Below are 13,629 nucleotides of genomic sequence, written 5' to 3' on the forward strand. Positions count from 1 at the left end.
CATGGCAGATACTAACAAGGGATTGATCGCCTGGTTTGCACGTAATTCAGTTGCTGCAAACTTATTGATGATCATCATTTTACTTGGCGGACTGTTAACCGCAAATTCAATTCGCAAGCAATTTTTCCCCGCAGTTGAAATAAACTGGATAGAATTCAGTGCCGTATATTCAGGTACCGCACCGCAAGAGGTAGAAGAAGGCATTACAGTTAAAATTGAGCAGGCACTTGAGCGCGTTCAAGGATTAAAACGCATTATCACCTACTCTAACCGCAATATGGCCAATGGTTATTTCCAGATTGAAGATGAATACGATCCGCAAGTGGTGTTAGAAGAAGTGAAATCTGAAATTGATTCTATTTCTACCTTCCCCGCAGGCATGGAACCCCCAAAAGTAGAACGCATTAAAATTCGTCAAGAAGTGATGTACCTGAGTTTGTACGGTGATTTGTCACAACGTCAGTTAAAAGACCTAGGTGAACGTATTCATGATGAAATGATGCAGCTACCAGGTGTCAATATCACGGAGTATTATGGTGGCTTAGCATATGAAATTAGCGTCGAGGTCAGTAAAGATCGTTTACGTGAATTTGGCTTAACTTTCAATGATGTCGCTGAAGCTGTTCGTGGCTATTCCCGCAATATGTCTGCAGGACAAATCAAAGCTGAAAATGGTTACATTAACCTAAGGGTAGAAAACCAAGCCTATGTCGGTTACGAGTTTGAAGATTTACCGTTATTGACCCTTGAAGATGGTACGACAGTGCTCGTCGGGGATATTGCTACTGTTAGCGACGGCTTTGAAGATGGGATTCAATACTCAAAATTTAATGGTAAAAACTCAGTTACTTTCTTTATCGGCGCGGCACGGAATCAAAGTATTACCGATGTGGCTAAGACTATCCGCGATTACGTCGATAAAAAACAAAAAGTATTACCCCAAGGCGTGCAACTTGAACCTTGGGTTGATATGACCTACTACCTTGAAGGTCGTTTAGATTTAATGCTTGATAGCATGAAGTCAGGTGCCGTCTTAGTATTTTTAATGCTGGCGCTGTTTCTTCGTGTGCGCTTAGCGTTTTGGGTAATGATGGGGCTACCAGTGTGTTTTCTCGGTACATTACTGTTCATGCCACTTGCGTTTATCGATGTCACCATTAATGTGATAAGTTTATTCGCCTTTATTCTGGTGTTAGGGATTGTGGTCGATGACGCCATTGTCATGGGCGAAAGCGCACATACAGAATGCCAAGAACACGGTCAAAATGTTGAGAGTGTGATTCGAGGCGTGCAACGTGTCGCTATGCCTGCAACCTTTGGTGTATTAACCACCATTGCTGCATTTTTACCCATAACACTCGATGACGGCCCATCAAGCGCTTTTGGTCAGGCGATTGGCTTTGTGGTGATTTTATGCCTGTTGTTTTCACTTATAGAATCTAAGCTCATCCTGCCGTCACACTTAGCCCATATGAAACGACCAAAGATAGTTCAGCCTGGGTCTAAAAACCCACTGGATTGGTTACGTAATGGGGTTAATTTTATTCAGGCGCGTGTTGATAAAGGCTTAAGTTGGTTTATAGAAACCATATACCGCCCTAGCTTGCAACTTGCAGTTAAGTACCGTTACACCGTGATAATGCTGTTTATCAGCTTTATTTTAATTTGTGCAGGATTATATGCCGGTGGACTAGTTCGATTTATCGGCCAGCCGAAAATTCCACATGATTTTCCGCGGGTTAATATTGAAATGAACGTTGATGCATCTGAAAAATCAACACTTGAAGCTGCGTTAGCTATCGAATCAACCTTATATAGCGTTGATAAGGAACTGGTTGAAAAATACGGCCAAGGTATGATCGCTGAAATGCAGGTCGATCTTCGTGGTCGTACTAGCGCTGAGGTGATGACCAAGTTAGTTGACCCAGAATTACGCCCTATGAATACTTTTGAGGTGGCTGAATTATGGCGTCAAAAAATGCCGCAAATTCCAGGGGTAAAATCCTTCACCATACAGGACAGTTTATTTGGTGGTGGCCGAGAAGACGGTGATATCAGTTTCCGTTTAGAAGGCAAAGACGAAACGCAATTAGTCGCAGCATCCTTAGCCCTTAAAGAGAAGCTCAACTCCCTTAAAGGGGTGAGCGATGTTAACGACAGCCGCCAATCCAGCGCTAAAGAAGTTCAGTTCCAACTTAAACCGTTAGCACACAGTTTAGGCCTAACTTTAGCCAACATTGCAGGCCAAGTTGGCAATAGTTTTTACGGCTTGGAAGCGCAACGGATTATCCGTAACGGCGAAGAAATCAAGGTCATGTTACGTTACCCAGAAGAGCAACGTAACTCGATTGCTTTAGTGCAGGATGTGTTAATTAAAACCAGCCAAGGCGCAGAGCTGCCTTTATCTGAAGTGGCTGAAATAACAGTGGTGCAAGGCGTCAACAGTATTCGTCGCGAAAATGGTAATCGTACTATCAATGTTTGGGCAAATGTGGATGCCGATCAAGCAGAGCCATTTAAACTTGCTAAAGATATCCGGGATAACTTTATTCCTGAGTTATTAGCAAAATACCCAAGGGTTAACAGTGAAGTATCAGGCAGTATTCAGGAACAATTAGACAGTGCAGATACACAAGTTCGAGATTTTATCATCTCGTTATTAGTGATCTACAGCCTGCTGGCTATTCCGTTGAGATCTTATCTGCAACCAATCATGATCATGTCAGTGATCCCTTTTGGTGTCATTGGTTCGGTGTTTGGGCATATCTTATTAGGTATTGATTTGAGCGCATTATCTATGTTCGGTATCATTGCCGCCGCTGGGGTGGTAGTTAACGACAGCCTAGTGATGGTGGATTATGTCAATAATTCACGTTTACAAGGGGTGGCAATAAAAGAGGCTGTATTAAACGCAGGTTGTCGTCGATTTAGAGCGATCATGTTGACATCATTAACCACTTTTATTGGCCTTGTTCCGATTATGGCCGAAACCAGTATGCAAGCCCAAATGGTTATTCCGATGGCGGTTTCACTTGCTTTTGGTGTGTTGTTTGCCACCGTGGTGACATTATGTCTCATACCGTGTTTATATATTGCGATTGAGGATAGCAAAACCATGATGCGCAAAATGATCGCGCTTTACATGCCTGAAAAAGCTCATCCTGCTACTTAATATCGATAGATTACTTTTCGATAATAATGTCAGCAGTTTCGTAACACCATTCAGTTAAGAGTGTCTTAAATTAACTGAATGGTGATTTTTGTTAGTTCGAACGGCCCTACTTTTGGACCGTTTTCTTTTTTTGAGCAACATCATTTATTTAACATTTTCCCTTTTCGCTTCAATATTTTAGGGATCGCTCTGAAATGTTGAGATGGCATGAATGCTCGATGACTTCGGTTTCACAATCGGGACTTGCTACATACTCTTCTCCACTATGCTAATTGGTAACCACTGGAATACTAAATGAAAATTGAAGTACAAATGGAATATAGGTTATTCCTGTTATAAGATGAGTCTTTGATTAAGTGAATCAAGCGTATTGAGTATCAACACGCTACGAGTGTTTGAGTACCCTCTTCATTGTAATAACCTTTAAATTCACTTTTCACTACAACTCAAAACATTTCTAGCCTAAATAACTAAAATGGTTGTGTATGGATCTCAATGCATTAAATATATTTGTCACTTTATTTAAAACGGGTTCAACATTGCGAGCGGCTGCAAAGCTTAATCGTTCACAATCTTTTGTGTCTAAAATACTGGCACAATTAAAAGAAGACTTAGGCGATCCATTATTTATCCGCACAGCCAGTGGCTTGCAACCTACTTCCTATGCCATCCAAATTGCTCCCAAATTACAAAATGCCATAGAACAAATTTCAATAGCATTAGAGCCAGAATCTTTTAGTCCAGCTAAATTAGAATTTATCTCTATCCATACCTCTGAGTCGTTATTAGTTATGATAGCCAAGCCGCTAATCAATAAAATTCGGGCCGAAACCGATGCGATAGTAGAGCTTAGACAATGGCGCAAAGAAAGTAACAACCAGCTAATAGACGGTAACGTTGATATTGGCATACAAGCATTAAAAGAACGCCCACAAGCGCTTTATCAGAAAAAATTGCCTGTGGCACGGCCAAATTGATGATCGATGATTACAACGAAAACCTGAATTTATTTCGAACTGTGATTGATGAAAAATTAAATGCGACAATTTTAGTGGATAATTATGCGGTACTCAGTCAACTTATGGATCAACATTTTACCTATAATTTTCAATTACCAAATAAGCAGCATACGGAAGATAACATTGGAGTGGATATTGCGATCATATGCCACTCAGCTAAACGTTATAACCCTAAAACCCTCTGGTTATCGCATATTTGTGAGTCGGTGATCAAGGATGCGATTAAGTAACAATTCATAGTTTGACAAATACGTCATAAATAGTAGAGGTGAAGTCAATGAGTCAGCGCAGTATTGTTTCATTATTTAAACCCACCTCTGTGGCGGTGATCGGTGCTTCTGATAACCCCGCCAGAGCCGGCCGCGCCATCATGAGAAACCTTCTTTCAGGTGGATTTTCTGGGCCTATTATGCCTGTCACCCCTAAATATACTGCGGTGATGGGCGTATTGGCTTATCCCAATATTGAAGCACTACCGGTCAAACCTGATTTAGCCATCATCTGTACCGCAGCCCATCGTGTTCCTTCAATTATTGAGCGCCTAGCGCAATTTGGCTGCAAAGCAGCAATCATCATGGCCAGTGGGATGGCCGATACCTATGATGATAATGGAGTCAGTTTACTTGCCCTAACCCAACAACATGCAAAACGCTACGGTATGCGGATTTTAGGCCCTAACAGTTTAGGCATGATATTGCCAACTATCGGCTTAAATGCCAGTCTGGCTCATGCCAGCGCAAAATCAGGTAAAGTGGCATTTGTCTCTCAATCGGCGGCCATTTGCACCACTGTGCTCGACTGGGCCAATAATAAGGATATTGGTTTCTCTTCGTTTATTTCACTTGGTGATGCATCAGATATCGATTTTGATGAACTACTAGACTACTTAGGTCGAGACAGTAAAACCTCGGCCATTATGTTGTACATAGATTCCATTAACGACAAGCGCCGATTTCTATCTGCCGCCAGAGCGGCATCACGCAATAAGCCGATATTTGTGATCAAATCAGGCCGAAGTAACGAAGGTGCCAGAGCCGCAATGATCCACACTGGCGGCGTGCGAGGTAATGATGCCGTATTTGAAGCCGCATTTCGCCGAGCTGGTATGCTGCGGGTCAATGACCTAATTGAATTATTTGCTGCGGTAGAAAGCCTTGCCCATGCCAGTGCCTTAAAAGGTGAACGCTTGGCCATTATGAGTAATGGCGGTGGGCCTGCTGTATTAGCCGCCGATGAGTTAATCATCAAAGGTGGTAAACTGGCGCAATTATCGCCCGCTTTGTTAAATGATTTAAATCAGTATTTACCCAATACTTGGTCAAAACAAAACCCGATAGATATGGTAGGTGATGCGAATGCGCAGCGCTATGGTGACACCTTAAAACGTCTGATGGATGAAGATAATATTGATGCGATTTTGATCCTACATTCGCCATCGATATTGCAACAAAGTGAACAAATTGCCCAAGCGATCATCGATACTTACTCCCAGCACCCTCGTAAAAACAGGCTCAATATTCTAACCAATTGGAGTGGCGAAGACTCTGCCTATGTTGCGCGTAAAAAGTTCAATCAGGCCAGCATTCCCACTTATCGAACACCTGAGGGAGCGGTGCGTGCATTTATGCACATGGTTGAATACCGCCGCAATCAAAAGTTACTGCAAGAAGTCCCCCAGTCTATTCCGGATAACATTCCAACCGACAGTGTTACAGCACGGCAATTGTTGCAGGCCTATCAAAATGAAAATCAATTGGTGTTAGGCACTTACCAAGTGAGCAATATCTTAAAGGCCTATGGCTTAAACACCATTAATACCTGGTTTGTAACGGATGTCGCTGATGCCGTCACTGTGGCAGATAACGCCGGTTATCCCGTGGCCTTAAAAGTACAATCTCCTGACTTACAATATAAATCAGATGTTCATGGAGTAATGCTTAACTTAACCAGTTCAGATGAGGTTAACCAAGCCGCGCACTCAATTATTGATAGAGTACATCAGGCTAATCCCAATGCTCGAATTGAAGGCTTAGTGATCCAAAAAATGGCATTAACTGCTGGCACCCAAGAAATTCGTGTATCGGTGATCAACGATCCGGTATTTGGCCCCGCAATTTGTTTAGGTGAAAGCGGCACCCAATGGGATCCCACCCAAGATGCATCGGTTGCTCTGCCCCCGCTGAATATGACCTTGGCACGTTACATGGTTATTCAAGCACTCAAAACCAACAAACTGCGTGACCGTCACCTGCCGCTTGGGCTGAATATGAACGCCCTATGTGTGATGCTCACGCAAATTTCGCATCTCATTATTGATTGCCCTGAAATTGCCGAAATCGACTTTAATCCCGTGCTGGCTGCCGGCGAGAACATTACCCTGCTGGATGTTGACGTACGCATACATCCTTTGGGACATGACAGCAGTAATCGCCTTGCAATTTTACCCTACCCTAAAGAATTGGAAGAAACCTTAATTCTTAAAAACGGTTTAGAGGTAATGTTAAGACCGATCCTGCCAGAAGATGAACCTAAGCATATGGACTTTGACAACGCACTGTCTGAAGAAGACAGATATAAACGCTACTTTGGCGTGCGCTCAAAAATGACCCATGAAGAAATGGCGGTATTAACCCAGATTGATTACTCACGTGAAATGGCGTTTATTGCCACCACAAAACTGGCAGATGGACAAGAGCTAACCTTAGGCGCAGTAAGAGCATCGACTGACCCAGATAATACTGAAGCCGAATTTGCCATGGCTGTGCGTACTGATTATCAGGGAATTGGTTTAGGTAAACGATTGCTAGAAAAACTTATCCATTATTATCGTGGCAACAACACCCCTGTCCTGACCGGCTTTACCATGTTTGAAAACCGTAACATGGCTAATTTAGCTAAGTCACTCGGTTTTGAAGTGACCTTTGATATGGAAGAGCACTTGATAAAAATGCACATGGCGTTTGACCATAAAAACACCCCGTCTGAGAAAACTGACAATTGATTATGCTTCAAGATAACCAACAATATTATGATCAACTATTTACTGAGTTATCACTGAGCGATACAACCCTTGTATCGATTGAATTTGAACAGTGTGATTTTAGTGGCTGTGACTTTTCAGCGACGACATTCAGTCATTGTAAGTTCATTAACTGCGCTTTTAACCAATGTAATTTAAGCTTACTCAAAATAAATTACTCGCAGTTTCTCGAGATACGCTTCATTGATTGTAAAATGATTGGTATCGATTGGACGCAAGCAAATTGGCCTAAATTTACCGTTAATCCTGAGCTGTCATTCACGCGGTGCATATTAAACGATAGCTCCTTTTTCGGTTTAACCATACATGAACTGGTTTTAGAAGAGTGTAAAGTACAGGAGGTTGATTTTAGAAGTGGTGACTTTTTTAACGCATCGATGACCTACAGTGATTTTCATAACAGTTTGTTTATGCGCACCAATCTACAAAAAGTTGATTTTACAGAGTCAACCAATTTCAGCATTAATGTGAATGAAAATAATCTCACTAAAGCTAAGTTTTCCCGCTTCGAAGCGCTCAGCTTATTGGAAAGTTTAGGTATAGAGCTAGTCGATTAAATAAGGGGATTGCATGTTTTTTACAAAACATGCAACTGCCACTAAACCAAGTCAAGCGTTGGTGAATCGCAAGCTGATTAAATAACTATTCCCCTCGCCCAAGTTTTCATCGGCTATCTTCTTAATGGCTTTCACCAAAGATGAGCAAAATACCTATCAAAACATTAAAAATCAGAGAAGCGCTAACGCGCTATTGAGCATAAATTAGCCCAAGTCGACTTTCATCAGCGATTTCATTCTTGATAGACATTACGTTCGCTGGGTAGATCCGTTAAATATTGCACAAACTCAACTTCATAACCATTTGGGTCAATAAAATACACACTTTTAGCATGGGGCACATTTCCACCCCAAATTCTCACCTCAAAACCAGCACCCTTTAAGCGCTCGATCAAACCTGCTAAATCATTCACCACATAAGCAAAATGGGCTACACCAAGCTCATTTGAGGTTAACTCTCGCACTTTGCCAGTGCCTGAATCGTTTAATGACAAGTAGTGATTATCATCACCAAAATGCAGCCATTTACGTGAAACGCCATACCATGTCGACTCGCCGCCACCTCTTACTCGCCAATGGGGCATAGCAGCACGGTAAAATGCTAAAGTTTGTTCTAAATCTTTTACTACAATATTTAAATGCTCTAAGTACATATCCAATCCTGTTTAATAAATTTATTCACTCACTGAGCACAAGCATAAAATCTCAAGTTAACTTGAGGTAAAGTGATTTTTTGGTTATGTTAGAAAAAAATCTTTGAAGGACTGTTATGCTCAACGAATATGACTTATCTGTTGGTCAAGTCGCAACACGCTGCGGGGTAAAGGTTTCGACATTACACTTTTATGAGCAAAAGGGATTAATAAAATCATTGCGCAATCAAGGAAATCAGCGGCGTTACCCACGTGATGTGTTAAGAAGGATTTCAGTGATTAAAGCGGCACAGCAATTCGGTATCAGTTTACACGACATCCAACAAGCATTTAGTCATCTACCCAATCAACGCACGCCCAACAAAGATGATTGGAGTCAACTTTCAAAGACATGGAAAAACCAACTCAATACCCAAATTAATGCATTAGAAGATTTAAGAGATTCGCTTGAGGGCTGTATCGGCTGTGGTTGTCTGTCGATGACAAGTTGTCCTTTGTATAATCCCAATGACACCTTAGCAACCAAAGGCGATGGCGCAGTGTTATTGGCCAAACCTAAGTAATGAATCCACCTTCTGAAGAAGGTGGCTTTGATATCACTCCCTAAAAGGGCACTTTCCTACCGTGCGTGACAAGGCCCCGTAAATATATCCCTATAGGCTCTACTAAATCATCCCTGATTTAGAAGCTTGTATTGCACCATTTGCAAAGCTCACGTATCACTTAAGTTAATCAGCTATTGAACGTACTTCGGGTAAAGCCTAATTGAAGATAACCCCCTACTGAAGTAGGTGTTTTGGGGCTGAAAATGAAAAAGGGTTTAGCCTTGCGACTAAACCCTGATGAAAATATCATCTAATGGGGGAAGATTGAGAACAATGAAACAAGCTTATTCAGAGATGAGTCTAGCGCTCGTAATTTCAATTTTACGTGCTTTCATTGCTTCAGGAATTTCACGTTCCAAATCAATATTCAACAACCCATTTTCTAATTCTGCACCTATCACTTTAACATGATCGGCTAGCTGAAAAGTGCGTTCAAATCCGCGTTCAGCAATGCCTTGGTGCAAATATTTACGTTCATCCTTTTGGTTAGCTTTGCTACCTTTGATCACAAGTTTTTCACCTTCACTGGTGATATCAAGTTCTGTCATGCTAAAACCCGCTACGGCCATGGTGATCCGATAATGGTTTTCACCTAATAATTCGATATTGTATGGCGGGTAACCATTGCTACCATTATTGGCTGCTGCATGCTCCGCAAGTTGCGCTAAACGGTCAAAACCTATCGCACTGCGGTAAAGAGGTGTTAAATCTGGAGAAATAGAAAAATTACGCATAATCATATCCTTGTCTAAAGCAATATGTAAAAAATTAAGCCATTATTGGCAAAAGTACATTGCCCTTTCGGCGCAATGGATCGCAAAATGTTAAAACCTCAATTGAGCATTTAAATGTGTCATCTTGCTACAAAATAGATATGTGGGTAGCCATAATAAATTCAAGGGCACGCATTAAAAAAATGACAAAAAAAAGAACAATCCACTGAATAAGTGGATTGTTCTTAAGGTATCACGCCCAATTTACGGCTAAATTAGTTTAACTCACAACCTAAAACGCTATTAGAGTTAGTGTAGATAATGTCGCCTACTGGTGCATAATCTGCAGCCACAATCATGCCTTTATCTTTAAAGTAAGTATAAAGTACTTCGGCATCCACATAACCTGTTTGAACTGATTCAAGTTTAGGGTATCCATCACCACCGGCAGCATTATAGCTTGGTACCGTAAAGGTATAGCTGCTATCTGCTGCAAAGGTTTTTCCGTTAATTTCGCTGATATCAACCGTATTTGCGGCACAATCTACGGTCATTTTAACCCCAGTGATTTGTGCATATGCCCCTGAATTACGTCGAAATGAAGCAACAGCACCTAAATAATCAGCAACCTCTGCACCCGTTAAGGTATTTAAGGTAACCATGTTACCAAATGGCTGAACAGTCAAAACGTCGCGGTAAGAAATATCACCAGCATCGATAGAGGCACGAACGCCACCAGAGTTCATTACTGAGAAATCAGCATTGACTTTGGTCCTTTGTGCTTCAGCAATTAAACGCCCTAGGTTGGTTTGCTGGAAGCGGACAATACTTCTGTCACCTTCTAATCGTGCATCGGTCTGAGCAATCACTTCACCTAATTGTCCTTGACCACGATCTTGATAATATTGCAGTAATTGCTTCAAATCTGCATCAGGTACAATTTCTTCACCAATAAACACTTTGGTTTTATTACCTGCCGCATCTTCAACGGTTTTCTTCAGGTTTACCGGGATCAATTTATAACTGGCAAGGTTTAACTTACCATTGAAGTATTCGAAATCCGCACGGCCCACATATTTACCCCATTCATGGGCTTGCATGATGTAAGTACCATTTTGCATATCAGGCACACAGTCATCTCCTGGTTTGAAGTCAGCGTATTCGTTTGTACCCGGCTCCATACACACTGGATTTTGTGAGTGACCACCGATAACCGCGTGTAAATCGCCTTCATTTAATGCACGAGCAAGCTCTACATCACCTGGGGCATTGCTACCATGTTTACCATCCTCATAATGGCCCATATGCGTGGTAGCAAAAATTAAGTCAGCTTCATTGTTGGCTTTGATTTCAGCAATCACTTTCGCCACTTCGGTTTTCGGATCGGTAAACACGATATCACTGATGTATTCAGGATTACCCAGTTTCGCGGTATCTTCTGTTGTTAAGCCAATAACGGCAATGCGCACACCATTAATATTAAAGACTTTGTAGGGTTCAAAATAACGTGTGACGCCGTCAGCGTGATAAATATTAGCCGCAAGCATTGGGAAGTTAGCGATAGAGCGTTGTGAGTCAAGCACTGCTAATGGATTATCAAATTCATGATTACCCACGGCCATCGCGTCGTAACGGATTTCATTCATGCCAATGAAGTCTGGGATTGCATCTTGTAAATCTGACTCTGGCACACCGGTATTGATATCTCCCCCAGATAACAAAATACTCTCGCCACCGTTAGCGCTCACCTGTGCGCGGATTTGGTCAATTAATGCCTTACGTGCAGCCATGCCATATTCACCGTCTTTGTTTTCCCAAAAACGACCATGGTTATCATTGGTGTGCAATACAGTAAAGATTTTACATTCAGCCCCTGCTTCAGCACAGGTTGTCGGGACTTTTACATCGTCATCGCTGTTACAACCTACTAGCGCGGCAAGCACGGCAGATGCCAAGATCCCTTTCATTAACATTTTAGACATTTGTAACCCCATTGATTAATTATCTTGTATTTATTTATCTTGATTTGATAAGCGAATTTTTTAATTCACCACAAAATAATAGCAAACAATGGGTCAATAACGTGACAACTTTATGACAGAAAAATGACATTTAATGCAGTATTAACAAAGAGTTATCTTGCAAATTATTCTCATACAAGAACAAGTGAGCCCACATTATCACCATTCAAAGGGACCAACAAAAAAGGCTTAATCCATTAATTCGGATTAAGCCTTTAAAATACCGTACTATTTATGTTTAAAAGCCAATGCGCCAAACTGTCTTATATACAGAACAAGCTCAATCTAAAGCGAGCACACGTTAATTCAATAACGAATTTATCCATTGACCAATCTCAGCTAATTGGTTAGGTAAAACGCTATGAGCCATCGGATAGGTCTTCCATGTCGTGTGATAACCGGCATTATTTAATGCATCAAATGCCATTTTACCCGCAAATAACGGCACAACTTCATCCTGTTCACCATGATTTTGTAAAATGGGCGTTTGCTTATTAGCGGCAGATAACTGCTCAGGTAAATGTTCGCCACCAGGCAAGTAACAAGAAAGCGCCATAATCCCTGCGAGGGGCTGCTCAAAGCGTAAGCCGGTAAACAAGCTCATGACCCCGCCTTGGCTGAATCCAGCTAGAATAATGCGATTTGCGGGGATACCAGATGCAATTTGTTGCTCAATGAGGTGCTTAATCTGTAACTCTGACGCCAAAACGCCCTCAATATCGGCACGGTCATGTAAATCCATACTTTTAATGTCATACCAAGAACGCATAATATAGCCGCCATTTATGGTAACAGGCTGCTCTGGTGCATGGGGGAATATAAAACGAATAGCATGGCCAGCAGGTAACCCAAATACAGGTACAACGGGCGCAAAACCCGCGCCAGAGTCACCTAAACCATGTAACCAGATCACGCATGATGTGGCCGTAATACTTGGTTCTACAACAATGGCATCAAGAGTTGATTGATTCATGTAATTCCTTAATTAATCAGTAATTTCTTATCTATTGAGCCTGAATGCCCGTTTCTTGTAATAACAGCTCAAACTGCTGCGGTGTATCGAGTTTAATCGTCCACTTTACTGTGCCAGCATCAGCTGCGATAACCAAGCCATGATGAAAGCAACTAATGTCATCAACGGCGGCGCTCAAAATAATGTGATTTTGAAATAAGCGGCATTGGATTTCATTAGGCGTAATGATGAGTTTGCCTTGGGAAAATTCGAGGATCATAGCAGTACTTATTTGAGGAGGTGCGGAATAACACTCCAATCCTTGCAGTATTGGAGTGTGAAAACAGGATACTAGTGGTGGTGACCACCTACGCCATGCGCATGGCCGTGAGCAATTTCTTCATCAGTTGCATCACGAGCACTCACCACTTCAATATCAAATGTCAGCTCTCTGCCCGCTAACGGATGGTTGACATCTACTGTTGCCATAAACTTACCAACTTTCAAAATGGTAACTTGACGTTGGCCTTGATCAGTATTGATCACTGCTGCCATGCCCGGTTTCCATACTTTAGCGCCAACTAAATGCTTCACAGATACACGTTGCTCAGCACCTTCTTGGCGCTCGCCGTAGGTATCTGCCGCGGGTGGCGTAACGGTGAACTTATCACCCACAGCTTTACCGGTAATGGCATCTTCAATACCAGGCATCATGTTGTCATTGCCATGAAGGTAAGCGATTGGATCTCGGCCTTCGTTTGACTCAAGCACTTCGCCTTTTTCATCGCGCAGCGTGTAATTAAACTGCACAACCATATTGTCTTTAATGCTCATTACTTATCCTTTAAATTTAATGGGTGTTGCTTGGTACAGTGCTCACAATCTGTAACAAGCAAT

Annotated in this window: 12 protein-coding genes and 1 pseudogene; 7 read left to right on the forward strand and 6 right to left on the reverse strand. The window is 41.9% G+C overall.

All coding sequences use genetic code 11. The annotated features are described in order from the left end of the window. The first annotated feature begins 1 nt into the window (after position 1). The 6 genes and pseudogenes from OHT75_RS05540 to OHT75_RS05565 all read left to right on the forward strand — a co-directional run bounded on the left by OHT75_RS05540 (position 2) and on the right by OHT75_RS05565 (position 7,788). Positions 2-3,172, forward strand: coding sequence for an efflux RND transporter permease subunit (locus tag OHT75_RS05540; protein ID WP_264725468.1), 3,171 nt, complete (start codon positions 2-4; stop codon positions 3,170-3,172). Positions 3,173-3,657: 485 nt separating this feature from the next. Further along, positions 3,658-4,149: a LysR family transcriptional regulator gene (locus OHT75_RS05545; protein WP_264725469.1), complete on the forward strand. Its 492-nt coding sequence runs from the start codon at positions 3,658-3,660 to the stop codon at positions 4,147-4,149. Continuing rightward, a complete protein-coding gene (locus OHT75_RS05550) occupies positions 4,149-4,421 on the forward strand; it encodes a hypothetical protein (protein WP_264725470.1) in 273 nt (90 codons plus the stop codon). Before OHT75_RS05545 ends, OHT75_RS05550 begins: the two co-directional genes overlap by 1 nt. Before the next feature lie 47 nt (positions 4,422-4,468). Beyond that, positions 4,469-7,192 carry a bifunctional acetate--CoA ligase family protein/GNAT family N-acetyltransferase gene (locus OHT75_RS05555; protein ID WP_264725471.1) on the forward strand — a complete coding sequence of 908 codons (2,724 nt, stop codon included), beginning with the start codon at positions 4,469-4,471 and terminating at the stop codon, positions 7,190-7,192. Positions 7,193-7,194: 2 nt separating this feature from the next. Continuing rightward, positions 7,195-7,359 (forward strand): annotated as a pseudogene (locus OHT75_RS05560) (pentapeptide repeat-containing protein); the annotation flags it as partial. Between the two features lie 66 nt (positions 7,360-7,425). Then, positions 7,426-7,788: a pentapeptide repeat-containing protein gene (locus OHT75_RS05565; RefSeq protein ID WP_264725549.1), complete on the forward strand. Its 363-nt coding sequence runs from the start codon at positions 7,426-7,428 to the stop codon at positions 7,786-7,788. A 233-nt stretch (positions 7,789-8,021) separates the two neighbouring features. Here the strand turns inward: OHT75_RS05565 and OHT75_RS05570 are convergent, their stop codons facing one another. Beyond that, a complete protein-coding gene (locus tag OHT75_RS05570; protein WP_264725473.1) occupies positions 8,022-8,441 on the reverse strand; it encodes a VOC family protein in 420 nt (139 codons plus the stop codon). A 116-nt stretch (positions 8,442-8,557) separates the two neighbouring features. On the opposite strand from OHT75_RS05570, the gene soxR reads away from it, so the two are divergent. Next, a complete protein-coding gene (gene soxR / locus OHT75_RS05575; protein WP_264725475.1) occupies positions 8,558-9,004 on the forward strand; it encodes a redox-sensitive transcriptional activator SoxR in 447 nt (148 codons plus the stop codon). A gap of 326 nt (positions 9,005-9,330) precedes the next feature. On the opposite strand, the gene OHT75_RS05580 is transcribed toward soxR, so the two are convergent. From OHT75_RS05580 to OHT75_RS05600, 5 genes are all read right to left on the reverse strand, one after another. After that, positions 9,331-9,780, reverse strand: a complete 450-nt coding sequence (locus OHT75_RS05580; RefSeq protein WP_264725477.1) for an Hsp20 family protein — start codon at positions 9,778-9,780, stop codon at positions 9,331-9,333. Between the two features lie 254 nt (positions 9,781-10,034). After that, entirely contained in the window at positions 10,035-11,741 is a 1,707-nt protein-coding gene (gene ushA, locus OHT75_RS05585; RefSeq protein WP_264725478.1) for a bifunctional UDP-sugar hydrolase/5'-nucleotidase UshA, read from the reverse strand. A gap of 340 nt (positions 11,742-12,081) precedes the next feature. Continuing rightward, complete coding sequence (locus tag OHT75_RS05590; RefSeq protein WP_264725479.1) at positions 12,082-12,753, reverse strand: alpha/beta hydrolase; 672 nt, start codon at positions 12,751-12,753, stop codon at positions 12,082-12,084. A gap of 31 nt (positions 12,754-12,784) precedes the next feature. Further along, on the reverse strand, positions 12,785-13,012 hold the full coding sequence (locus OHT75_RS05595; protein WP_264725480.1) for a DUF3389 domain-containing protein: 228 nt from the start codon (positions 13,010-13,012) through the stop codon (positions 12,785-12,787). 71 nt (positions 13,013-13,083) lie between these two features. After that, positions 13,084-13,566 (reverse strand): FKBP-type peptidyl-prolyl cis-trans isomerase, encoded by a 483-nt coding sequence (locus OHT75_RS05600; RefSeq protein ID WP_264725481.1) that lies wholly within the window; start codon positions 13,564-13,566, stop codon positions 13,084-13,086. Positions 13,567-13,629: the final 63 nt, after the last annotated feature.

Source organism: Shewanella subflava (assembly GCF_025971955.1).
Lineage (GTDB): Bacteria > Pseudomonadota > Gammaproteobacteria > Enterobacterales > Shewanellaceae > Shewanella > Shewanella subflava.

Coding starts and splice junctions, on each gene's coding strand:
- OHT75_RS05540 (WP_264725468.1), top strand. CDS start 2: ATGGCAGATACTAACAAGGGATTGATCGCCTGGTTTGCACGTAATTCA.
- OHT75_RS05545 (WP_264725469.1), top strand. CDS start 3,658: ATGGATCTCAATGCATTAAATATATTTGTCACTTTATTTAAAACGGGT.
- OHT75_RS05550 (WP_264725470.1), top strand. CDS start 4,149: ATGATCGATGATTACAACGAAAACCTGAATTTATTTCGAACTGTGATT.
- OHT75_RS05555 (WP_264725471.1), top strand. CDS start 4,469: ATGAGTCAGCGCAGTATTGTTTCATTATTTAAACCCACCTCTGTGGCG.
- OHT75_RS05565 (WP_264725549.1), top strand. CDS start 7,426: ATGATTGGTATCGATTGGACGCAAGCAAATTGGCCTAAATTTACCGTT.
- OHT75_RS05570 (WP_264725473.1), bottom strand. CDS start 8,441: ATGTACTTAGAGCATTTAAATATTGTAGTAAAAGATTTAGAACAAACT.
- soxR (WP_264725475.1), top strand. CDS start 8,558: ATGCTCAACGAATATGACTTATCTGTTGGTCAAGTCGCAACACGCTGC.
- OHT75_RS05580 (WP_264725477.1), bottom strand. CDS start 9,780: ATGCGTAATTTTTCTATTTCTCCAGATTTAACACCTCTTTACCGCAGT.
- ushA (WP_264725478.1), bottom strand. CDS start 11,741: ATGTCTAAAATGTTAATGAAAGGGATCTTGGCATCTGCCGTGCTTGCC.
- OHT75_RS05590 (WP_264725479.1), bottom strand. CDS start 12,753: ATGAATCAATCAACTCTTGATGCCATTGTTGTAGAACCAAGTATTACG.
- OHT75_RS05595 (WP_264725480.1), bottom strand. CDS start 13,012: ATGATCCTCGAATTTTCCCAAGGCAAACTCATCATTACGCCTAATGAA.
- OHT75_RS05600 (WP_264725481.1), bottom strand. CDS start 13,566: ATGAGCATTAAAGACAATATGGTTGTGCAGTTTAATTACACGCTGCGC.